Below are 20,140 nucleotides of genomic sequence, written 5' to 3'. Positions count from 1 at the left end.
CTAACGCGAAAGAAATCAGTCGGTTCCCGCAGGTTCCGCACCAGCCTCATTCGGCGGCGCCGTCGCGGACCGGCCGCAGCCTCGCGGCCCGATGGAGAACGCGCGACAATTCCTCAATCGAATAAGGCTTTTGCACGAGGTCGAAGCCGGCGGCGCCATCCTGTGACAGGGCCTGACTGTAGCCCGTGGTCAGCACGACCGGCACGCGGATGCCGCGGTCGCGGATGGCCTGCGCCAGATCGAGCCCGGTCATGACAGGCATCACCACGTCGGAGAACACGACGTCGAAGCGATCCGAATCCACGACCAGCTCGGCGAGCGCGTCGGTGGCATTGTCGACCAGGGTGATGCTGTAGCCGAGCTCGGTGAGGCCGTCGGCCGCGAAATTGGCCAGCTCGATATTGTCCTCGACCACCAGCACCGACATGCCGCTGCCTGCCTCCGCCGGCGCGGTGTTCGGCGCCTGCCGCTGCGGCAGCAGGTCCGCCGGCACGCGCGGCAGATAGAGCGAGAAGGTGCTGCCCTGGCCGACCTCGCTCGTCACGGTCACCTCGCCGCCGGATTGCCGGGCGAAGCCGAACACCTGCGACAGGCCGAGGCCGGTGCCCTGGCCGACCTGCTTGGTGGTGAAGAACGGCTCGAAGATGCGCCCCAAGCGTGCGGCGGGAATGCCGATGCCGGTGTCGCTGACGGCGACGCTGACGAAGCCGCCGTTTTCCGGGATCTGGCTGCCTGAGAGGTGTGCGAGCGTATCAGGAACGGTCGCCGCCGCCTGCACGACGAAGGTGATCCTGCCTTTGCCCTGCATGGCATCGCGCGCATTGGTCGCCATGTTGATCAGCGCTGTCTCGAACTGGCTGGCATCGGCATTGACGAGGCACGGCTCCGCCGGGAGCCGCATCGCGATCTCGATCGCCGGGCCAAGCAGCGTCGCGAGCATGTCGTGCAGCGACTGTATCCGCTCGCCGATATCGAACACCTCGGGCTTCAAGGTCTGGCGCCGCGCAAACGCCAGAAGCTGCGAGGTCAGCTTGGCCGCGCGCGCGACCGCGTCCGCAATGGCGGTGATGTAGCGCTCCCGCCGCTCCTCCGTCAGTTGCGGCCGGTTCAACAGGTCGACCGAGGCGCGGATCACGGTGAGCAGATTGTTGAAGTCGTGGGCGACACCGCCGGTGAGCTGCCCGAGCGCTTCCAGCCGCTGGCTGTGCTTGAGCGCCTCCTCGGCCTCGCGCCGCGCCGTGGCCTCGGCGTGGAGATGCCGGGTGCGCCGGAGCGCGAACGCAAGCAGCAGAAACAGCAGCGCCGTAGCCGGAATGCCGAACACCAGATGCTGGCCCATGGTGGCGAACCAGCGCGCGCGGATCGCCGAGGTCTCGAGCCCGGCGCTGACATAGATCGGATATTCCGCCACGCGCCTGTAGCCGATGCGCCGCTCGATTCCGTCCGAGGGCCAGGCGATGGTGATGAGGCCGTGCTCGGGGTGAGCGGCGATCTGCCGCCCGACCGGCCCGGTCGGATCTAGCCGGAAGTCGCGGTCTACCCGCGGAAAATGCGTGAGCAGCACGCCGTCCGTGCGTCCCATGGCGAAGAAGCTGCCGGGATCGGAGCCGATCCTGGCATAAAAGCTCTCGAAATATTCCGGCAGGACGGAGGCCTGGATGACGCCGACGAAGCTGCCATCGTCGGTTTCACGGCGCCTGCTCACGCCGAAGAAGCGTGCGCCCTGATAGGGCGGACGCGGCGTCAGGGCCGCGCCGACGAACGTGCCGATGTTCTGGTCGACATGGGAATAGAAATAATCGCGGTCCGCGAAACTCAGATCCTGCGGCGGCGAGGCGAGGCTGTTGACCAGCGACTTTCCATTCGCGTCGAAGATCCAGGCTGATTTGAGCTGCGGCAGCGAATCGGCGAGCCGTTTCAGGCGGCGGTGCAGCGCCGGTTCGCGCGAGCGGATGACGTCGTCGGGAAGGCCGCGCACCACCTCGTTGATCTCGGCGAGGCTGCGGTCGATGGTCTCGAACACCTTGAGCGCGTGCTCATGGGCGACATCGAGGGTGCGCTCGATCTCGCGGTCGGCGATGTCCTTGGTCGATGTGTAGGAAATCGTGGAGGTGAAGACGAACAGCGCAATCGGCAGCGCCAGGGATGCAGCCATCATCCACTGCAACAGTCTCAACGAATTGCGTTGCGCGCCCTGCACTGCTCCGGTCCCTGACCGGAGAGCTTACTTGAAATTCCCGCCGGGAAGGAAGCGGCTTGTCGATGGAACCGGAGGTTGCAATCCGGAACTTCGCCCGTGGCGCGGGCTGGAAGAAAAATCTGCTCGAATCCGCGCCGGCCGTAGCATGCCCCGGCCGGCCCGGCCGGGGATCGTGACGTGAACGGCGGCTAGATCTGGCGCTCGACCATCTTGAGCTTGAGCTCGGCGATGGCTTCCGCCGGGTTCAGGCCCTTCGGGCAGGCCTTGGCGCAGTTCATGATGGTATGGCAGCGGTAGAGGCGGAACGGGTCCTCGAGATTGTCGAGCCGCTCGCCGGTCGCCTCGTCGCGGGAGTCGGACACCCAGCGGTTCGCCTGGAGCAGGGCGGCGGGACCGAGATAGCGGTCGCTGTTCCACCAATAGCTCGGGCACGAGGTCGAGCAGCAGGCGCACAGGATACACTCGTAGAGGCCGTCGAGCTTCTCGCGGTCCTCGTGGCTCTGCTTCCATTCCTTTTGCGGCGTCGGCGAGGTCGTCTTCAGCCACGGCTCGACGGAGGCGTATTGCGCGTAGAAATTGGTCAGGTCGGGGACGAGGTCCTTCACCACCGGCTGGTGCGGCAGCGGATTGATCTTCACCGCGCCGTCCTTCACGTCGTGCATCGAGCGGGTGCAGGCCAGCGTGTTCTGGCCGTCGATGTTCATGGCGCAGGAGCCGCAGACGCCTTCGCGGCAGGAGCGGCGGAAGGTCAGCGACGGATCGATGTTGTTCTTGATCCAGATCAGACCGTCCAGCACCATCGGACCGCAATCATGGGTGTCGACGTAATAGGTGTCGACGCTCGGATTCTTGCCGTCGTCGGGATTCCAGCGATAGACGCGGAATTCGCGCGTTTCAGTCGCGCCCGCGGGCTTCGGCCAGGTCTTGCCGCCGGTGATCCTGGAGTTCTTCGGAAGTGCGAATTCAACCATTGCTCTAACCTTTCGTCATTCCGGGATGGTCCGAAGGACCAGGCCCGAAATCTCGAGATTCCGGGTTCGATGCTGTGCATCGCCCCGGAATGACGAGCTACTGTTGTTTCTCAGTACACGCGCGCCTTGGGCGGGATGTACTGCACGTCGTTGGTCATAGTGTAGTCGTGAACCGGGCGGTACTCGATCTTGACCTTGCCGGAGTCATTCAGCCAGGCCAGCGTGTGCTTCATCCAGTTCTTGTCGTCGCGCTCGGAGAAGTCCTCGCGGGCATGCGCGCCGCGGCTCTCGGTGCGGTTGGCGGCCGAGTTCATCGTCACCACCGCCTGCGAGATCAGATTGTCGAACTCCAGCGTCTCGACGAGATCCGAATTCCACACCAGCGAGCGGTCGGACACGGCGATGTCGGTGATGCCGCTATGGACCTTCTCGATCAGGTTCTGGCCTTCGCTCAGGATCTCGCCGGTGCGGAACACCGCGCAATTGTTCTGCATCACGTGCTGCATGCCTTCGCGCAGCTTTGCGGTCGGCGTGCCGCCGGAAGCGTAGCGGTAATGGTCGAGGCGGCCGAGCGCCAGCTCGGACGAGTTCGCCGGCAGCTCCGGCTGGTTGGCGTTGGGCGTGAGCTTCTCGGCAAGGCGCAGCGCGGCGGCGCGGCCGAACACGACGAGGTCGATCAGCGAATTCGAGCCGAGGCGGTTGGCGCCGTGCACGGAGACGCAGGCCGCTTCGCCGATCGCCATCAGGCCGGGGATGATGGCGTTGTCGTCGCCGTCCTTCTTGGTCAGCACTTCGCCGTGATAGTTCGTCGGGATGCCGCCCATGTTGTAGTGCACGGTCGGCACGATCGGGATCGGCTCGCGCGTCACGTCGACATTGGCGAAGATCTTGGCGGATTCGGAGATGCCCGGCAGGCGCTCGGCGAGCACCGCGGGATCGAGATGGTCGAGATGAAGGAAGATGTGGTCCTTCTTCTTGCCGACGCCGCGGCCTTCGCGGATCTCGATGGTCATCGCGCGCGAGACGACGTCGCGCGAGGCCAGATCCTTCGCGGACGGCGCGTAGCGCTCCATGAAACGCTCGCCCTCGGAATTGACGAGATAACCGCCTTCGCCGCGTGCACCTTCGGTGACGAGGCAGCCCGAGCCGTAGATGCCGGTCGGGTGGAACTGCACGAACTCCATGTCCTGCATCGGCAGGCCGGCGCGCAGCACCATGCCGCCGCCGTCGCCGGTGCAGGTGTGCGCCGAGGTGCAGGAGGCGTAGGCGCGGCCGTAGCCGCCGGTCGCGAGAATTACGGTCTGGGCCCGGAAGCGGTGCAGCGTGCCGTCGTCGAGCTTGAGCGCGATGACGCCGCGGCAGGCGCCCTGGTCGTCCATGATCAGGTCGATGGCGAAGAATTCGATGAAGAACTCGGCCGCATGGCGCAGCGACTGGCCGTACATCGTGTGCAGCATGGCATGGCCGGTACGGTCGGCGGCGGCGCAGGTACGCTGCGCCTGGCTCTTGCCGAACTCGGTGGTCATGCCGCCGAACGGACGCTGGTAGATCTTGCCGTCCTCGGTGCGCGAGAACGGCACGCCCCAATGCTCGAGCTCGTAGACCGCCTCGGGCGCGTTGCGCACCATGTATTCGATCGCGTCCTGGTCGCCGAGCCAGTCCGACCCCTTCACGGTGTCGTACATGTGCCAGCGCCAGTCGTCCTTGTGCATGTTGCCGAGCGAGGCCGAGATGCCGCCCTGCGCCGCGACCGTATGCGAGCGGGTCGGGAACACCTTGGTGATGCAGGCGGTGCGAAGACCCGCTTCGCTACAGCCGACCACGGCGCGCAGGCCCGCGCCGCCGGCGCCGACCACGACGACGTCATAGGTGTGGTCTTCGATCGGATAGGCCTTGCCGTTGGTGGCGGGAGCGCCGGTGCCCTTGCCATTGGTCTCTGTGGCCATGGGTTACACTCCGGATGAAAGCTTCAGGATCGCGTAGGTCGAGGCGAGCGCGACGGCGACCGAGAAGAAATTGTTGAGCATGATCGAGACGAGCTTCAGCTTCTCGTTATGGACGTAGTCTTCGATCACGACCTGCATGCCGATCTTCATGTGCCAGGCGCTGGCGGCGATGAAGAGCAGCATGATGATGGCGATCGGCAGCGAGCCGAGGATCTGCGCCGCGAACGCCTGGTTGCGGCCGAACAGCATCACGATGACCACGATCACCGGGATCATCAGCAGCACCATCGCGACGCCGGTGATGCGCTGACGCCAGAAGTCGGACGTGCCCGAATGCGCCGCGCCGAGATTGCGGACGCGGCCGAGCGGGGTGCGCATGCTGCGCTTGGGCGAATCGGTTGCGCTCATCGTCCACCTCCGGTCGCGTAGGCGATGATCCAGATCAGCACCGTCAGCACGATGCCGCCGATCAGCGCGCCCCAGGTCAGGGCCTCGCGCTCGTTGGCCTTGAAGCCGTAGCCGAGGTCCCACACGAAGTGCCGGATACCGCTCAGCATATGGTGCATCAGCGCCCAGGTGTAGCCGAACACGATCAGCCGGCCGATGATGCTGCCGGTGAAGGCCTGGACGTGGCCATAGGCGGCCGGGCCGGAGGCCGCCGCGATCAGCCACCAGGCCAGCAGCAGGGTGCCGACATAGAGGGCGATGCCGGTGGCGCGATGGACGATGGACAGCGCCATCGTCAGCGTCCAGCGGTAGACTTGCATGTGGGGGGAAAGCGGTCGTTCGATCCGTGCGGTCATGGGCTTTTGATGTTTATTGCGGCCCAGCATGGGGCGCGCGGGGATCGCGAAAGGTCGGCTCTATTTACGGAGTCGATTTCACCTGCGCAATCACCAAATCGCCATAAATCGAACGGTGGTTCAGCCCTAGACCCTTGATGAAACAAGGCCAATCAGGGGCTTGGTATACCAGAGCCTTGGCCTATCGACCAAAAATCGAATCAATATTCGTTTCTTCAAGCGCGCGCCCGAAGCATTGAAATCGCTATTGGAACACCTCTAAACGGACCATGCCGTCCAAATCACTGCAGGTGCCGGCCAGCGACCTCTCCTTGTCCAACCATCAGGCGTCGACCCGCTGCCACGCCCGCTTTTCGTTGCCAGTCCCGGATATGCGCAGCCTGCATCCCACCCAAGACGCGAGGCGCGGCGTGTCGACCGGCCAAATCAGATCGCCTACAGCTTGGACCGCAGCCGAATCCGGGCGGACGATTCGGAGACGCTGCGGCCAGTCGCCGGGGCAGGTCAGGGGTGATTGCAGGTCTTGATATCAAGGAGATCATCGAGCTCGCGCTGTTGCTGATCGCAACGGGCGCGCTCTCGGGATTCCTGGCCGGTGTGTTCGGCATCGGTGGCGGCGCGATTCTCGTGCCGGTGTTCTACGAATGCTTCCGGATCGCCGGCGTGCCGCTGGAGGTGCGGATGCCGCTCTGCATCGGCACTTCGCTCGCGGTGATCATCCCGACGTCGATCCGCTCGTTCCAGGCGCATTACAAGCGCGGCGCCGTCGACATGACGATCCTGCGGGTGTGGTGGCTGCCGATCGTGATCGGCGTCATCGCCGGCAGCGTGATTGCGCGCTACGCGCCGGAAAAGCTGTTCAAGATCGTCTTCGTCGCCGTCGCCTATTCGGCCGCAGCCCGCCTCATCTTCGCGCGCGAGGGCTGGAAGTTCGGCGACGATCTGCCGAAGGGTCCCTTGATGCGAATCTACGGCTTCTGCGTCGGCATCCTCTCGACGCTGATGGGCATCGGTGGCGGGCTGTTCTCGAACCTGCTGATGACCTTCTACGGCCGTCCGATCCATCAGGCCGTCGCGACCTCGTCGGCGCTCGCGGTGCTGATCTCGATCCCCGGCGCGCTCGGCTACATCTATGCCGGCTGGCCGGCGGCGGCGACCTATCCCGGCGTTTCGGCTCTGCAGGTGCCGTTCGCACTCGGCTACGTCTCGCTGATCGGCGCCGTGCTGGTGATGCCGATGAGCCTCGTGACGGCGCCGTTAGGGGTGAGGGCCGCGCATGCGATGTCGAAGCGGACGCTGGAAGTCGCGTTCGGATGTTATCTCTTCATCGTCGGCAGCCGGTTCGTGATGAGCCTGGTGGGCGGGCAATAGAGTGCAATCGTAGGGTGGGTTAGCCGAAGGCGTAACCCACCACTGTCTATATCCGCGGAAGCAGAAGAGGTGGGTTACGCCGAGCGACTGCGCTCAGCGCAGCCGCAGGGCTAACCCACCCTACGGATCGCCCTTCCTCACTTCTTCGCGTAAATATCCTTGTACGTATCGCGCAGCACGTTCTTCTGCACCTTGCCCATGGTGTTGCGCGGCAGCTCGTCGACGACGAAGACGCGCTTGGGCATCTTGAACTTTGCAAGGCGCCCGTCGAGCGCCTTCAGCACTGCGGCCTCAGTCACATCGGCGCCCTTGTTGCAGACCAGCACCGCGGTGACGCCCTCGCCGAAATCGGCGTGTGGCACGCCGATCACGGCGGATTCGATCACGCCCGGCATCGCGTCGATCTCGCTCTCGATTTCCTTGGGGTAGACGTTGAAGCCGCCGGAGATCACCAGATCCTTTCCGCGGCCGAGGATGTGGACGTAGCCCTTGTCGTCGATCTTGCCGAGATCGCCGGTGATGAAGAAGCCGTCGGGGCGGAATTCCGATTTTGTTTTCTCCGGCATACGCCAATAGCCCTTGAACACGTTCGGGCCCTTGACCTCGATCATGCCGATCTCCTCGCGCGGCAGTTCCTTGCCGGTCTCGGGCTCGGTCACGCGCACGGAGACGCCGGGCAGCGGGAAGCCGACCGCGCCGGGCACGCGCTCGCCGTCATAGGGGTTCGACGTGTTCATGTTGGTCTCGGTCATGCCGTAGCGCTCGAGCACCGCATGGCCCGTGCGCGCCGACCATTCGCGATGCGTTTCGGCCAGCAGCGGCGCCGAGCCCGAGATGAACAGCCGCATATGCTTCGTCGTCTCGCGCGACAGCGCAGAGTTCTGGAGCAGCCGCGTGTAGAAGGTCGGCACGCCCATCAGCACCGTCGCGCGCGCCATCAGCTTGATGATGAGGTCCGGGTCGAGCTTCGGCAGGAAGATCATCGAGGCCCGCGAAAACAACGTCACGTTGGTCGCCACGAACAGGCCGTGGGTGTGATAGATCGGCAGCGCGTGGATCAGCACGTCCTTGTCTGTGAAGCGCCAGTAGCTGACGAGGCTCAGCGAGTTGGACGCGAGATTGTCGTGCGTCAGCATCGCGCCCTTGGAGCGGCCGGTGGTGCCCGACGTGTAGAGGATCGCGGCGAGATCGTCGTTCGCGCGCGCGACGGTCGTGAATTCGCTGCTGGCCTTGCCGGCGGCGTCCGTCAGCGAGCCTTTTCCGTCAGGCCCGAGCGTTTCGACCTTGGCCTTCACCTTGGCCGCGATCGGGGCGAGCCCTTCCGCCTTGGAGGGATCGCAGACCACGAGCGACGGCTCGGCGTCGCCGATGAAGTAATCGAGCTCGTTCAGCGTATAGGCCGTGTTGAGCGGCAAATAGACTGCGCCGGCCCTGACAGTGCCGAGATACAGCACGATATTGGCGACGGATTTCTCCACCTGCACCGCAACGCGGTCGCCGGGCTTCACGCCGCGCGCGACCAGCACGTTCGCCATCTGCCCGGCCCGGGCGATCAGATCGCCATAGCTGATATGAGCGCCGTCCTGCGTCTCGATCGCGAGGCGTTCGGGATCGTCGAGGCCGTCGAACAGGCGGGAAAACAGGTTGGCGTTGGCTGCTTGGTTCATGCAAGATTTCCTCGACCGCAAGACTGACAAGGCCGGTCAAAGCCGAGGGCTGGATTAGCAAAAACCGCCCCAATGAAGCAACGGAGACAGTTTGCATGACCAAAGGTGGGAAACGCGTGGCCTGGGTGACGGGCGGGGGCAGCGGGATCGGGGAAGCCGGTGCCGAGGCGTTGGCTGCTGACGGCTGGACCGTCGTGGTCTCGGGCCGCCGCAAGGACGCCCTCGATGCCGTGGTTGCCAAGATCACCAAGGCGGGCGGGGTGGCCGAGGCCATCGCGCTGGATGTCTCCAGCGCGACTGAGGCCCAGAAGGCGGCCGATCAAATCGTCGCGAAGCATGGCCGGATCGACCTGCTCGTGAACAACGCCGGTATCAATGTCCCCAAGCGGAGCTGGAAGGACATGGAACTGGACGGCTGGGACCAGCTGGTCCAGGTCAACCTCAACGGCGTGCTCTATTGCATGCGCGCGGTGCTGCCGACGATGCGCAAGCAGCAGGACGGCTCGATCATCAATGTTTCGTCCTGGGCCGGCCGCCACGTCTCGAAGATGCCGGGCCCGGCCTACACCACCACCAAGCATGCGGTGCTGGCGCTGACCCATTCCTTCAACATGGACGAATGCGTCAACGGCCTGCGCGCCTGCTGCCTGATGCCGGGCGAGGTGGCGACCCCGATCCTGAAGCTGCGCCCGGTGGTGCCGAGCGAGGCAGAGCAGGCCAAGATGCTGCAATCCGAAGATCTCGGCCGCACCATCGCGTTTATCGCGAGCATGCCGCCCAGAGTGTGCATCAACGAGCTCCTGATCAGCCCGACGCACAATCGCGGCTTCATCCAGACGCCGAACAACAGGGATTGAAGCGGGCACACTGCGCGGCAATCTCTCCTCGTCGTCCCGGGGCGCGACGCAGTCGCGAACCCGGGACCCATAACCACAGGGAGAGGTTGTCGCGCGAGATAGGTACTCCGAGTCTTCGCCAAACGACTTCCTGTGGTTATGGGTCCCGGATCTGCGCTGCGCTTGTCCGGGACGACAGTGAAGCGTGTGGCCGCATCCATCACACGAACTCACCGCCCCATAGTTTCACGCATCACAAAGAATTTTTGTTCGAAACCCCATCGCAAACCCTCCCGTAGTTCGGCCAACGACGGCGCTGCTGCCTCACGTCAAACTGTCGCAGCCACTGTTGTTGCCCAACTCAAACGCCGGCCATTGCCGGTCACAGCTCATCGGGAGACTCTCCATGTCGAAGCGTATTGCCTATCTCGCTGCCGCCGCCTTCAGCGCCCTGGCCATCACCGCGACCGTCGTCGCGCCGGTTCGTGCCGAGGAGAAGACCGTGATGGTCGGCGGCGCCGCGATGTTCCCGTCCAAGAACATCGTCCAGAACGCCGTCCACTCGAAGGACCACACCACGCTGGTGGCGGCGGTGAAGGCGGCCGGCCTGGTGCCGACCCTGGAAAGCAAGGGCCCGTTCACGGTGTTCGCGCCGACCAACGCCGCCTTCGGCAAGCTGCCGGCCGGCACCGTCGACAATCTGGTCAAGCCCGAGAACAAGGCGACCTTGACCAAGATCCTCACCTACCATGTCGTGCCGGGCAAGCTCGAGGCCTCCGACCTCACCGACGGCAAGAAGATGAAGACCGCCGAAGGCGAGGAGCTGACGGTGAAGAAGCAGGACGGCAAGGTCTGGATCGTCGATGCCAAGGGCGGCACCTCGATGGTGACGATCTCCAACGTCAACCAGTCGAACGGCGTCATCCATGTGGTCGACACCGTGCTGATGCCGGCGACGTAACACCGTCCAGCCCTGTTTCATCCCTCGAACAGGATGCTTTGAGACGGCGAGCCGGGGGGACCCGGCTCGCTTGTTTGTGACCACGATAGCCTGACGGCATCGTTTCAATGCGAAACGGGGCGTAACGAAAGCGGAAGTATCGGCGTATATTCAGGGTCACACGGCGTTCAGGACGGAACCATCATGTCGAGCCTCACAGTCACCGACGAACAGGTCAGCGCTACCCCGGCCAAAGTGATCCAGCCGGCCTGGGTCCGGGTCATGCACTGGATCAACGCGCTCGCCATGATCCTGATGATCCTGTCGGGCTGGCAGATCTACAACGCCTCGCCGCTGTTCGGCTTCAGTTTCCCGCGCGAGTATACGCTTGGCGGCTGGCTCGGCGGCGGTCTGCTCTGGCACTTTGCGGCGATGTGGCTCCTGATGATCAACGGCCTCGCCTATCTCGTCACCGGTTTCGCCACCGGCCGCTTCCGCAAGAAGCTGCTGCCCATCACCCCGTCCGGCGTGCTCCAGGACGTCAGGGCTGCCCTGACCTTCAAGCTCGGCCATGACGATCTCACCGTCTACAATTACGTGCAGCGCGTGCTCTATGCCGGCATCATCGTCGTCGGCGTGCTGATCGTGCTGTCCGGCCTTGGAATGTGGAAACCGGTCCAACTCTACTATCTGGTGATGCTGTTCGGCGACTACCCGACCGCGCGCTATGTCCATTTCTTCTGCATGGCCGCGATCTGCGCCTTCCTCGTCATTCACGTCCTGCTCGCGCTGCTGGTGCCGAAGAGCCTGCGCGCGATGATCATTGGCCGCTGAGCGGAGGGAGAACCATGGCCAAGCGCTCGTTCCTGATCCCCGGCGTCGACAAGCGGCTGCTGATCAAGGACTCCATCAAGGCGATGCCTGACTTCACGCGACGCCGCTTCATCGCGGGCGGCGCCAGCTTAGGTGCGCTGACGCTGCTCACCGGCTGCGATGTCGTCGACTCCTCCTCGGCCGAAACCATGCTGGCGAAGGTCTCGAAGTTCAACGACGCCGTGCAGGCTTTCATCTTCAATCCCGACGCCTTGGCGCCGACCTTCCCCGAGAGCGCGATCACGAAGCCGTTCCCGTTCAACGCCTATTACGATCTCGACGACGCGCCCGACATCGACGGCAAGGACTGGAAGCTCGAGGTGCGCGGTCTCGTCGACAACAAGAAGTCGTGGACGCTGGACGAGCTCTACAAGCTGCCGCAGGTGAACCAGATCACCCGTCATATCTGCGTCGAGGGCTGGAGCGCGATCGGCAGCTGGACCGGCACGCCGCTGCGCGATTTCCTCAAGCTGATCGGCGCCGACACGCGTGCGAAATATGTCTGGTTCCAGTGTGCCGACAAGGACGGCTACAACTCGCCGCTGGACATGCGCAGCGCGCTGCATCCGCAGACCCAGATGACGGTCAAATACGCCAACGAGATCCTGCCGCGCGCCTACGGTTTCCCGATGAAGATCCGCGTGCCCACGAAGCTCGGCTTCAAGAACCCGAAATACGTGGTCTCGATGGAAGTCACCAACGACTACAAGGGCGGCTATTGGGAAGACCAGGGGTACAATTCGTTCAGTGGGAGCTAGCTCCGCTGCCGTAGGGTGGATTAGCCGAAGGCGTAATCCACCACGCTTCCGAGTCTGCCGAACGAAGTTGGTGGATTACGCCAAGGGACTGCGCTTCGCGCAGCCCGGGGCTAATCCACCCTACGGCACCGAAGCCTTCGGCCCGACCTTCCGCTGGCACAGAGCCGCCACCGCCCCGAGCGCCAGCAACGCCGCTGAGACGTTCAGCGCGTAACTCAAACTCCCCAGCGCATCCGTGATCGCGCCGACCACGATCGGGCCGAGCGTCTGCCCGACGCCGAACGAGATCGTCATCGCCGCGATCGCGGTCGGCCACACCTCCGGCGGGTAGTTGAAGCGGACGAAGGCGGTGGTCGAGCCGACCACGGCGAAGAAGGCGACGCCGAACACCACCGCCGACACCGCGAGCCACGCGGGGGAATGCCCCAGCATCGGCAAGGCCGCGCCGAGCGCGTTGGTGCCGAGGATGATCGCGGTGGCGAGGCCACCGCGATCCAGCGCCAGCACGCCGCGCCAGGCCCAGGGCGTCGCAAAGGCGCTGAGGCCGATCAGGCTCCAGAACGCAGCCTGTGCCGCGGCCCCGCCGCCGCCGTCGCGCACATAGGCGATCATGAAGGTCATGTAGGCGATGTAGCCGGCGCCGAACAGGAAGTAGCCGGCGAGATAGATCAGCACCGGAACTATCGCGAAGGTGGCGTGGCTGCCTTCCGAAAAACGCACGTCGCTCGCGATGCGGACCAGGAACAGGGGCACGGTCATGACGACGGACAGCAGCGTCAGCGCCCACCACACCATCCACCACGAGCCCGGCCCGAAATATTGCAGCGTGAACGGGGCGATCAGCCCTGAGGCGAGAATGCCGATACCGGGCCCGGCATAGAACAGGCTCAGCAGGAAATTGGCCCGCTCGGGACGAGACTGCGCGATGGAAGCGGCCAGCGCGCCGCCGGCGACGAAGCCGGCCGCGGCACCCAGGCCCAGCACGAGACGCGCAAGGCTCAGCGCGACGAAATTGCCTGTCAGCGCGCAAGTGGCGAGCGCGGCGACGCAGGCCAGGGTTCCGCCCCGGATCGCCGCCGACCAGCCGACGCGCTGGATCAGCCGCGACGCCACAAGCGCGCCCGCGAGATAGCCGACGGCGTTGATGGTGTTCATGAAACCGGCCGCCGAGTAGGACCAGCCGAGGGTCTCCCGCATGTCCGGCAGCACCAGCGCATAGGCAAAGCGGCCGATGCCGAGCCCGACCGTCGCCGCCAGCGACAGGGTCAGGATCAGCCGCGCGGGATGCGCAGGAGGCAGAGGGCGATCAGGGGCGTGCAAGGGCTACTCCGGCATCCGGCAGTGTGGCAGGCCCCGCCCGCCTTGCACAGCCGCGAGGCGGCAATGGTGTCTTGCCAAGCGCGCAACGCCGCTCTAGCACTCCGGCCGAATTCGATCTGAGAGGAAACGACCATGGCGACCCACAAACTGCTGCTGCTCCCCGGCGACGGTATCGGCCCCGAGGTGATGGGCGAGGTGAAGCGGCTGATCGACTGGCTCAATTCGGCGGGGATCGCCAAATTCGAGACCGACACTGGCCTCGTCGGCGGCTCCGCCTATGACGCCCACAAGGTGTCGATCTCCGAGGGCGACATGGCCAAGGCCAAGGACGCCGACGCGATCATCTTCGGTGCGGTCGGCGGCCCGAAATGGGACGCGGTGCCCTACGAGGTGCGCCCCGAAGCCGGCCTGCTCCGCCTGCGCAAGGATCTCGGTCTGTTCGCCAACCTCCGCCCCGCGGTGTGCTATCCGGCGCTGGCCGACGCCTCGAGCCTGAAGCGCGAGGCGGTCGAGGGCCTCGACATCGTCATCGTGCGCGAGCTCACCGGCGGCGTCTATTTCGGCGAGCCCAAGACCATCACCGATCTCGGCAACGGCCAGAAGCGCGCCATCGATACCCAGGTCTACGACACCTACGAGATCGAGCGCATCGCCCGCGTCGCCTTCGAGCTTGCCAAGAAGCGCAAGAACAAGGTGACGTCGATGGAGAAGCGCAACGTCATGAAGTCGGGCGTGCTCTGGAACGAGGTCGTCACGCAAGTCCACAAGCGCGAATATGCCGACGTCACGCTCGAGCACCAGCTCGCCGATTCCGGCGGCATGATGCTGGTGAAGTGGCCGAAGCAGTTCGACGTCATCGTCACCGACAATCTGTTCGGCGACATGCTGTCCGACATCGCGGCGATGCTGACGGGCTCGCTCGGCATGCTGCCATCGGCCTCGCTCGGCGAGGTCGATGTGAAGAGCAAGAAGCGCAAGGCGCTGTACGAGCCCGTGCACGGCTCGGCGCCCGACATCGCCGGCAAGGGCCTCGCCAATCCGATCGCGATGATCTCGTCCTTCGGCATGGCCCTGCGCTATTCCTTCGACATGGGCGATCTCGCCGACAAGGTCGATGCCGCGATCGCTGCCGTGCTGGCCAGCGGCCTGCGCACCGCCGACATCAAGTCGGAAGGCACCACGGCCGCCTCGACCACGCAGATGGGCGAAGCGATCCTGAAGGAATTGCAGAAGCTGCACGCGTAAGACGAGCACAGCTCTCGTAGGGTGGGCAAAGCGCAAGCGTGCCCACCAATCGGTTTTGATTTGAGAGAGATGGTGGGCACGGCGCTTTGCGCCTTTGCCCACCCTACGGCACCTGCTCTCGGAGTTACGTTCATGGATGCCTCACCCCGCCCCAAGATCGCGGAAACCATCATCCATGAGACGGTGCGTCAGCGCGAGGCGCAGATCGGGCGCCGCTGCGAGATCCTCGCCAACACGCGCATCGAGTATGCTTCGCTCGGCGACTATTCCTATCTCGGCGAGAACTGCGAGGTCGCCGACGCGGAAATCGGAAAGTTCACGGCGATCGCCAACTCGGTACGGATCGGCGCGCCGAATCATCCGATGGGCCGCCCGTCCCAGCATCGCTTCACTTATGTCCCTGAATATTACGAGGCGGGCGTCACCCGCGACTGCGATTTCTTCGCGGATCGCCGCGGCGATCGCGTCATCGTCGGCAATGATGTCTGGATCGGCCACGCCGCCATCTTGCTGCCGGGCGTGAGCGTCGGCGACGGCGCGGTGATTGCCGCAGGCGCGGTCGTCAGCCGCGATGTGCCGCCCTACACGATCGTCGGCGGCGTTCCCGCGCGCGCGATCCGCAAGCGCTTCGACGATTCCGTCGCGGACAGCCTGCGCCGCATCGCGTGGTGGAATTGGCCGGACGAGCTCATCTTCGAACGCCTTGGCGATTTCCGCTCCGAGGCGATCGAGGAATTTTGCAGGCGCTACGATCCGGCGGCCAATTCGTAAGCTGGATGTTGCCTCAACGGCAGGTTTCGTACGGTGGGCAAAGCGAAGCGTGCCCACGCATTTCCTGCGATCGAGAAAGGTGGTGGGCACGGCGCTTCGCGCCTTTGCCCACCCTACGGCACCTTCCAAAACAAAAATGGCCGGGCGTGAGCCCGGCCATTTTGATTCGTCAGGTAGGTCCGCCTCAGTACAGCGGGAAATTCTGCGGATAGCCGCCGACATCGAGCGGCGGGCTCAGCGGCTGGCGATCGATCGGGCGGTTGAGGTTTTCGCGGCCGAAGGACGGATAGCCGACGGCCGGCGGGAAGGCGTAGTCGGAGTACTTGCGGTCGCCCGGATTGACTTCGGTGCCGCCGTCGAGCCAGGAGCGCTTGCTCACATAGATACGGGTGCGGCCCTGCTGATAGACCGCGTTGGGGCCGCTCGGGCCGTAATAGGGACGGCCGTTGTCATAGCGCTGCTTCTTGGTGTCGGCCGAGGCTGGTGTCGCGAGGGCTGAGGACATGGCAATGACGGCGCCGGCCGCAAGCCACATCGCCAGTTTGTTCGCGGCAGAGAAATTCGAGCTCATCACGTCCCCTTCAGGCGGCAAGCCGCCAATCGATTTCATCTCCATACTAGCCCGGCCGGGGCGGCCGCAACTAGGTCTATTGGGTCACACCAGCACGGAATAATCGTGCGCGTCGGCAAAAGTTGCATCAATACCAGCCACTTGGGCTTGATGCAGGTCAAAGCGCCCCGCGCAATTGCGCGTTCGCGGCGCCCAGCAGCCAGTCCGACGAGCCTTGGGGCGCGCAGGCGCGGCGCTTCAGCTCCGCATGGGCGAACAATTCCGCCAGCTTCGGCTCGTTGCCCGAGGTCAGCAGCGTCAGCCGGTTCAAGGTGCAGGCGATCGCCGCGCGCCGGGCGGGCAGGGTGTCGCCCTGGCAGGAGAAGCCGGAAATCTGCAGCGCCGGCTCTTCGCTGCGCTTGAGATAGGCCAGGCACGCTCGCGCGCCCTCCGCCGTGCCGGTTGGCCGGAACAGGGCGACGGGGCCGAACTTCGTGTCGATCAGGCCGGCCTGCTCGAGCGGGGTTGCCTCACCCAGGCCCATGTGGACCGCCAGATCGGCTGTCGCTGGGCGGGTCACGTCGAATTCGCCGCCCTCTCGATAAATCTCGAGCTCCGCCACGGGCCTGTCGGCCTCGCCGGTCCAGCGCAGCACGTCCCTGCGGCCGCCCTCGGGGTGCCTGAAGATGGTGTAAGATGCTGTTTTTTCTGATGAATCGATCCGGCTGAGGGCGAAGGCCGGATGCGAGCGGTCGGCGACGCTCCATCCCGGTCTCGAAGCGGGCTCGTCGTCAGGCAGGCTGGGCAGCTGGCCGAGCGCCGCGAGGCCGAGGATGGCAAACAGGATGAGCGCCCCCACATAGGCGAACAGGCGCGCCAGCGTGCCGACCACCTCGTCGGCGAATGCTGCAAGCGCCAGATGGAATTGGGCGGGAGTTGCGGCCGTTCTGGCCTCAGGCGACTGCATCCACGGCCTTCAGGCAGGGTCCAACGTTGTCTTGAGGCCGGTTCTCGCATAGAAGCGCTGCTCTTCCTGTTTAAGCGTCAGCTTCAGGAACGGGCTTTTTCATCGGAGAGTGAACGATGGGTTACAAAGTCGCAGTCGTCGGCGCGACCGGCAATGTCGGACGGGAAATGCTCAACATCCTGGATGAGCGCCAATTCCCCGCGGACGAGGTCGTGGCCCTGGCGTCGCGCCGCAGCGTCGGCGTCGAGGTCTCCTATGGCGACCGCACCCTGAAGGTCAAAGCGCTCGAGCATTATGACTTCTCCGACGTCGACATCTGCCTGATGTCGGCCGGCGGCTCGGTGTCGAAGGAATGGTCGCCGAAGATCGGCGCCGCCGGCACCGTCGTGATCGACAACTCGTCCGCCTGGCGCATGGATCCGGACGTGCCGCTGATCGTGCCCGAGGTGAATGCGGACGCGACGGCCGGCTTCAAGAAGAAGAACATCATCGCCAACCCGAACTGCTCGACCGCGCAACTCGTGGTCGCGCTCAAGCCGCTGCACGACAAGGCGAACATCAAGCGCGTCGTGGTCTCGACCTATCAATCGGTCTCGGGCGCCGGCAAGGACGCGATGGACGAATTGTTCTCGCAGACCAAGGCCGTCTACACCAATGACGAGCTGGTCGCGAAGAAATTCCCGAAGCGCATCGCCTTCAACGTCATCCCCCACATCGACGTCTTCATGGAGGACGGCTACACCAAGGAAGAGTGGAAGATGATGGCGGAGACCAAGAAGATCCTTGATCCCAAGATCAAGCTCTCCGCGACCTGCGTGCGCGTGCCGGTGTTCGTCGGCCACTCCGAGGCCGTCAACATCGAGTTCGAGAATCCGATCACGGCGGACGAGGCGCGCGACATCCTGCGCAAGGCGCCCGGCTGCCTCGTCATCGACAAGCAGGAGCCCGGCGGCTACGCCACGCCGTATGAAGCCGCCGGCGAGGACGCGACCTATATCAGCCGCATCCGCGAAGACGCCACGGTGGAGAACGGCCTCGTGCTGTGGTGCGTGTCCGACAATCTGCGCAAGGGCGCCGCGCTCAACGCGATCCAGATCGCGGAAGTGCTGATCAACCGCAAGCTGATCAGCGCAAAGAAGAAGGCGGCGTAAGCGCCGTCACCGGTCTCGTAGGGTGGGCAAAGCGAAGCGTGCCCACCACCTGCGTTTCAATCGAGATAGATGGTGGGCACGGCGCGTTGCGCCTTTGCCCACCCTACGAATTCAAGCCGAGCCGAAGCAGGGCTAAGCCGCGTCCCTGACGCTCTTGAATTCCTTGCTCGCCTTGTCGAGCACGAACAGCGATCCCTCCGCCACGCCGAAATAGGCGCCGTGGGTCTGCATCTGGCCGGCGTCCACGGCCTTGCGCACGAACGGGAACGTCATCAGGTTTTCCAGGCTGCGGAACACCGCGGCCTTCTCGATACGCTCGACGAATTGCGCCATGGTCTCGTGGTCGCGCTGCTCGACCACTTCGCCCGGCTTGATGAACATCTGCATCCACTTGCCGATGAAGTCGCCCGGCGTGAGCGGCTCGATCTTGTCGACGAAGGCGCGGATGCCGCCGCATTGCGCGTGGCCGAGGATGACGATGTGCTTCACCTTCAGCACCGTCACGGCATATTCCAGCGCCGCGGAGACGCCGTGCGCATTGCCGTCGGGCTGATACACCGGCACCAGATTGGCGATGTTGCGGACCACGAACAGTTCGCCCGGGCCGACGTCGAAGATCACCTCCGGCGAGACGCGGCTGTCGCAGCAGCCGATCACCATCACTTCCGGGAACTGCCCCTTCACCGACAGCTCGCGATAGCGGCTCTGCTCGGTCGGCAGCCGCTGGGTGGCGAAGGCCTTGTAGCCTTCCAGCAAATGCTCTGGGAATGTCATCATGACCTATGCCTAATCATAGACCGCAGGGGCGAACAAGCCTTTCGAATAGGCAGGCCAGATGCTATCGGCTTCGGTCGGAAGTGAGACGAGGAAACCGGAAGGAACGCTTGCATGACCCGCCCGCGCCGCAGCCATCTGTTCATGCCCGGCTCCAACCCCCGCGCGCTGGAAAAGGCACGGAATCTCGCCGCCGACGGCCTGATCCTCGATCTCGAGGATTCCGTGGCCCCCGATGCTAAGGCAGCGGCGCGTGACGGGATCGCCGCCGCGATCGCGGCCAAGGGCTTTGGCAAGCGCGAGATTTTGATCCGGACCAACGGCCTCGACACGCCCTGGTGGGCCGATGACGTCGCGATGGCCGCCAAAGCCTCGCCGGACGGAATTCTGGTTCCGAAAGTTTCAAGCATCGAAGATCTCCAGACGATCGGCAGCCGCCTCGCGGAGCTTGGCGCCGCGCCGACCGTCAAGGTCTGGGCCATGATCGAGACCGCGCGCGCGGTGCTGCATGCGGAGGAGCTGGCCGCCGCCGGGCGCGATCCATCGAGGCGCCTGTCGGGCTTCGTGTTCGGCCCCAACGACATCTCGCGCGAGACGCGCATCAAGATGCTGCCCGGCCGCGCCGCGATGATCCCGATGATCACGCACTGCATCCTGGCAACGCGCGCTCACGGCCTCGAAATCCTCGACGGCCCCTACAGCGACATCGCCAACCCCGATGGCTTCGCCACGGAGTGTGCGCAGGGCCGCGACCTCGGCTTCGACGGCAAGACGCTGATCCATCCCTCGCAGATCGAAGCCTGCAACGTCATCTTCACGCCGCCTGAAGAGGAAGTCGCGCGCGCCCGAAAGATCATCGCGGCCTTCGAACTGCCGGAGAACGTCTCGCGCGGCGCGATCCGTCTGGATGGTGCGATGGTCGAGCGGCTGCACGCGGATATGGCCCGGCGCACGATCGAGATCGCGGATGCGATCGCGGCGATGGGGAAAGGCTAGG

Annotated in this window: 19 protein-coding genes; 9 read left to right on the top strand and 10 right to left on the bottom strand. The window is 64.7% G+C overall.

The window, feature by feature from the left end:
- Window positions 1-46 precede the first annotated feature (46 nt).
- The 5 genes from NLM25_RS01010 to sdhC form a co-directional block, all read right to left on the bottom strand.
- Window positions 47-2,200 (bottom strand): hybrid sensor histidine kinase/response regulator, encoded by a 2,154-nt coding sequence (locus NLM25_RS01010; protein ID WP_254135712.1) that lies wholly within the window; start codon window positions 2,198-2,200, stop codon window positions 47-49.
- A 188-nt stretch (window positions 2,201-2,388) separates the two neighbouring features.
- On the bottom strand, window positions 2,389-3,171 hold the full coding sequence (locus NLM25_RS01005; protein ID WP_254135711.1) for a succinate dehydrogenase iron-sulfur subunit: 783 nt from the start codon (window positions 3,169-3,171) through the stop codon (window positions 2,389-2,391).
- Between the two features lie 110 nt (window positions 3,172-3,281).
- On the bottom strand, window positions 3,282-5,117 hold the full coding sequence (sdhA, locus tag NLM25_RS01000; protein WP_254135710.1) for a succinate dehydrogenase flavoprotein subunit: 1,836 nt from the start codon (window positions 5,115-5,117) through the stop codon (window positions 3,282-3,284).
- 3 nt (window positions 5,118-5,120) lie between these two features.
- On the bottom strand, window positions 5,121-5,525 hold the full coding sequence (gene sdhD / locus NLM25_RS00995) for a succinate dehydrogenase, hydrophobic membrane anchor protein (protein ID WP_254114981.1): 405 nt from the start codon (window positions 5,523-5,525) through the stop codon (window positions 5,121-5,123).
- Window positions 5,522-5,920, bottom strand: coding sequence for a succinate dehydrogenase, cytochrome b556 subunit (gene sdhC, locus NLM25_RS00990; protein ID WP_254114983.1), 399 nt, complete (start codon window positions 5,918-5,920; stop codon window positions 5,522-5,524). The genes sdhD and sdhC overlap by 4 nt, the downstream gene beginning before the upstream one ends.
- Window positions 5,921-6,430: 510 nt before the next feature.
- Between sdhC and NLM25_RS00985 the strand changes: the two genes are divergently transcribed.
- Window positions 6,431-7,291 (top strand): TSUP family transporter, encoded by an 861-nt coding sequence (locus NLM25_RS00985; RefSeq protein WP_254114984.1) that lies wholly within the window; start codon window positions 6,431-6,433, stop codon window positions 7,289-7,291.
- Between the two features lie 137 nt (window positions 7,292-7,428).
- Here the strand turns inward: NLM25_RS00985 and NLM25_RS00980 are convergent, their stop codons facing one another.
- Window positions 7,429-8,958, bottom strand: coding sequence for a malonyl-CoA synthase (locus NLM25_RS00980; RefSeq protein WP_254135709.1), 1,530 nt, complete (start codon window positions 8,956-8,958; stop codon window positions 7,429-7,431).
- 95 nt (window positions 8,959-9,053) lie between these two features.
- Here NLM25_RS00980 and NLM25_RS00975 point away from each other — a divergent pair, with 95 nt between their 5' ends.
- From NLM25_RS00975 to NLM25_RS00960, 4 genes are all read left to right on the top strand, one after another.
- On the top strand, window positions 9,054-9,815 hold the full coding sequence (locus NLM25_RS00975) for an SDR family oxidoreductase (RefSeq protein WP_254135708.1): 762 nt from the start codon (window positions 9,054-9,056) through the stop codon (window positions 9,813-9,815).
- Window positions 9,816-10,200: 385 nt separating this feature from the next.
- Window positions 10,201-10,755 carry a fasciclin domain-containing protein gene (locus tag NLM25_RS00970; protein WP_254114987.1) on the top strand — a complete coding sequence of 185 codons (555 nt, stop codon included), beginning with the start codon at window positions 10,201-10,203 and terminating at the stop codon, window positions 10,753-10,755.
- Between the two features lie 183 nt (window positions 10,756-10,938).
- Window positions 10,939-11,568 carry a cytochrome b/b6 domain-containing protein gene (locus NLM25_RS00965; protein ID WP_254135707.1) on the top strand — a complete coding sequence of 210 codons (630 nt, stop codon included), beginning with the start codon at window positions 10,939-10,941 and terminating at the stop codon, window positions 11,566-11,568.
- 14 nt (window positions 11,569-11,582) lie between these two features.
- Entirely contained in the window at window positions 11,583-12,365 is a 783-nt protein-coding gene (locus NLM25_RS00960; RefSeq protein WP_254135706.1) for a molybdopterin-binding protein, read from the top strand.
- Between the two features lie 120 nt (window positions 12,366-12,485).
- Here NLM25_RS00960 and NLM25_RS00955 read toward each other — a convergent pair whose 3' ends face one another.
- Window positions 12,486-13,685, bottom strand: coding sequence for a YbfB/YjiJ family MFS transporter (locus NLM25_RS00955; protein WP_254135705.1), 1,200 nt, complete (start codon window positions 13,683-13,685; stop codon window positions 12,486-12,488).
- Between the two features lie 132 nt (window positions 13,686-13,817).
- Between NLM25_RS00955 and leuB the strand changes: the two genes are divergently transcribed.
- Window positions 13,818-14,930, top strand: a complete 1,113-nt coding sequence (leuB, locus tag NLM25_RS00950) for a 3-isopropylmalate dehydrogenase (protein ID WP_254135704.1) — start codon at window positions 13,818-13,820, stop codon at window positions 14,928-14,930.
- Between the two features lie 132 nt (window positions 14,931-15,062).
- Window positions 15,063-15,701, top strand: coding sequence for a DapH/DapD/GlmU-related protein (locus tag NLM25_RS00945; RefSeq protein WP_254135703.1), 639 nt, complete (start codon window positions 15,063-15,065; stop codon window positions 15,699-15,701).
- Between the two features lie 184 nt (window positions 15,702-15,885).
- Here the strand turns inward: NLM25_RS00945 and NLM25_RS00940 are convergent, their stop codons facing one another.
- Window positions 15,886-16,272 (bottom strand): hypothetical protein, encoded by a 387-nt coding sequence (locus NLM25_RS00940; RefSeq protein WP_254114996.1) that lies wholly within the window; start codon window positions 16,270-16,272, stop codon window positions 15,886-15,888.
- Window positions 16,273-16,429: 157 nt separating this feature from the next.
- Window positions 16,430-17,218, bottom strand: a complete 789-nt coding sequence (locus NLM25_RS00935; RefSeq protein ID WP_254135702.1) for a hypothetical protein — start codon at window positions 17,216-17,218, stop codon at window positions 16,430-16,432.
- A gap of 116 nt (window positions 17,219-17,334) precedes the next feature.
- Between NLM25_RS00935 and NLM25_RS00930 the strand changes: the two genes are divergently transcribed.
- A complete protein-coding gene (locus tag NLM25_RS00930) occupies window positions 17,335-18,369 on the top strand; it encodes an aspartate-semialdehyde dehydrogenase (RefSeq protein WP_254115000.1) in 1,035 nt (344 codons plus the stop codon).
- 132 nt (window positions 18,370-18,501) lie between these two features.
- Here the strand turns inward: NLM25_RS00930 and NLM25_RS00925 are convergent, their stop codons facing one another.
- On the bottom strand, window positions 18,502-19,146 hold the full coding sequence (locus tag NLM25_RS00925) for a carbonic anhydrase (RefSeq protein WP_254135701.1): 645 nt from the start codon (window positions 19,144-19,146) through the stop codon (window positions 18,502-18,504).
- 111 nt (window positions 19,147-19,257) lie between these two features.
- Between NLM25_RS00925 and NLM25_RS00920 the strand changes: the two genes are divergently transcribed.
- Complete coding sequence (locus NLM25_RS00920) at window positions 19,258-20,139, top strand: CoA ester lyase (RefSeq protein ID WP_254135700.1); 882 nt, start codon at window positions 19,258-19,260, stop codon at window positions 20,137-20,139.
- The last annotated feature ends 1 nt before the right edge of the window (window position 20,140 follow it).

Source organism: Bradyrhizobium sp. CCGB01 (assembly GCF_024199795.1).
Lineage (GTDB): Bacteria > Pseudomonadota > Alphaproteobacteria > Rhizobiales > Xanthobacteraceae > Bradyrhizobium.
Note: the sequence above shows the minus strand (reverse complement) of the source record. Positions and strands in the feature narration are given on the sequence as shown.

What these genes read in the sequence shown, in the direction of transcription:
- NLM25_RS00975 (WP_254135708.1), top strand. Translation starts at nt 9,054, where the DNA reads ATGACCAAAGGTGGGAAACGCGTGGCCTGGGTGACGGGCGGGGGCAGC.
- NLM25_RS00970 (WP_254114987.1), top strand. Translation starts at nt 10,201, where the DNA reads ATGTCGAAGCGTATTGCCTATCTCGCTGCCGCCGCCTTCAGCGCCCTG.
- NLM25_RS00935 (WP_254135702.1), bottom strand. Translation starts at nt 17,218, where the DNA reads ATGCAGTCGCCTGAGGCCAGAACGGCCGCAACTCCCGCCCAATTCCAT.
- NLM25_RS00965 (WP_254135707.1), top strand. Translation starts at nt 10,939, where the DNA reads ATGTCGAGCCTCACAGTCACCGACGAACAGGTCAGCGCTACCCCGGCC.
- NLM25_RS00960 (WP_254135706.1), top strand. Translation starts at nt 11,583, where the DNA reads ATGGCCAAGCGCTCGTTCCTGATCCCCGGCGTCGACAAGCGGCTGCTG.
- NLM25_RS00940 (WP_254114996.1), bottom strand. Translation starts at nt 16,272, where the DNA reads ATGAGCTCGAATTTCTCTGCCGCGAACAAACTGGCGATGTGGCTTGCG.
- NLM25_RS01005 (WP_254135711.1), bottom strand. Translation starts at nt 3,171, where the DNA reads ATGGTTGAATTCGCACTTCCGAAGAACTCCAGGATCACCGGCGGCAAG.
- NLM25_RS00980 (WP_254135709.1), bottom strand. Translation starts at nt 8,958, where the DNA reads ATGAACCAAGCAGCCAACGCCAACCTGTTTTCCCGCCTGTTCGACGGC.
- NLM25_RS00925 (WP_254135701.1), bottom strand. Translation starts at nt 19,146, where the DNA reads ATGATGACATTCCCAGAGCATTTGCTGGAAGGCTACAAGGCCTTCGCC.
- leuB (WP_254135704.1), top strand. Translation starts at nt 13,818, where the DNA reads ATGGCGACCCACAAACTGCTGCTGCTCCCCGGCGACGGTATCGGCCCC.
- NLM25_RS00920 (WP_254135700.1), top strand. Translation starts at nt 19,258, where the DNA reads ATGACCCGCCCGCGCCGCAGCCATCTGTTCATGCCCGGCTCCAACCCC.
- sdhD (WP_254114981.1), bottom strand. Translation starts at nt 5,525, where the DNA reads ATGAGCGCAACCGATTCGCCCAAGCGCAGCATGCGCACCCCGCTCGGC.
- sdhA (WP_254135710.1), bottom strand. Translation starts at nt 5,117, where the DNA reads ATGGCCACAGAGACCAATGGCAAGGGCACCGGCGCTCCCGCCACCAAC.
- sdhC (WP_254114983.1), bottom strand. Translation starts at nt 5,920, where the DNA reads ATGACCGCACGGATCGAACGACCGCTTTCCCCCCACATGCAAGTCTAC.
- NLM25_RS00945 (WP_254135703.1), top strand. Translation starts at nt 15,063, where the DNA reads ATGGATGCCTCACCCCGCCCCAAGATCGCGGAAACCATCATCCATGAG.
- NLM25_RS00930 (WP_254115000.1), top strand. Translation starts at nt 17,335, where the DNA reads ATGGGTTACAAAGTCGCAGTCGTCGGCGCGACCGGCAATGTCGGACGG.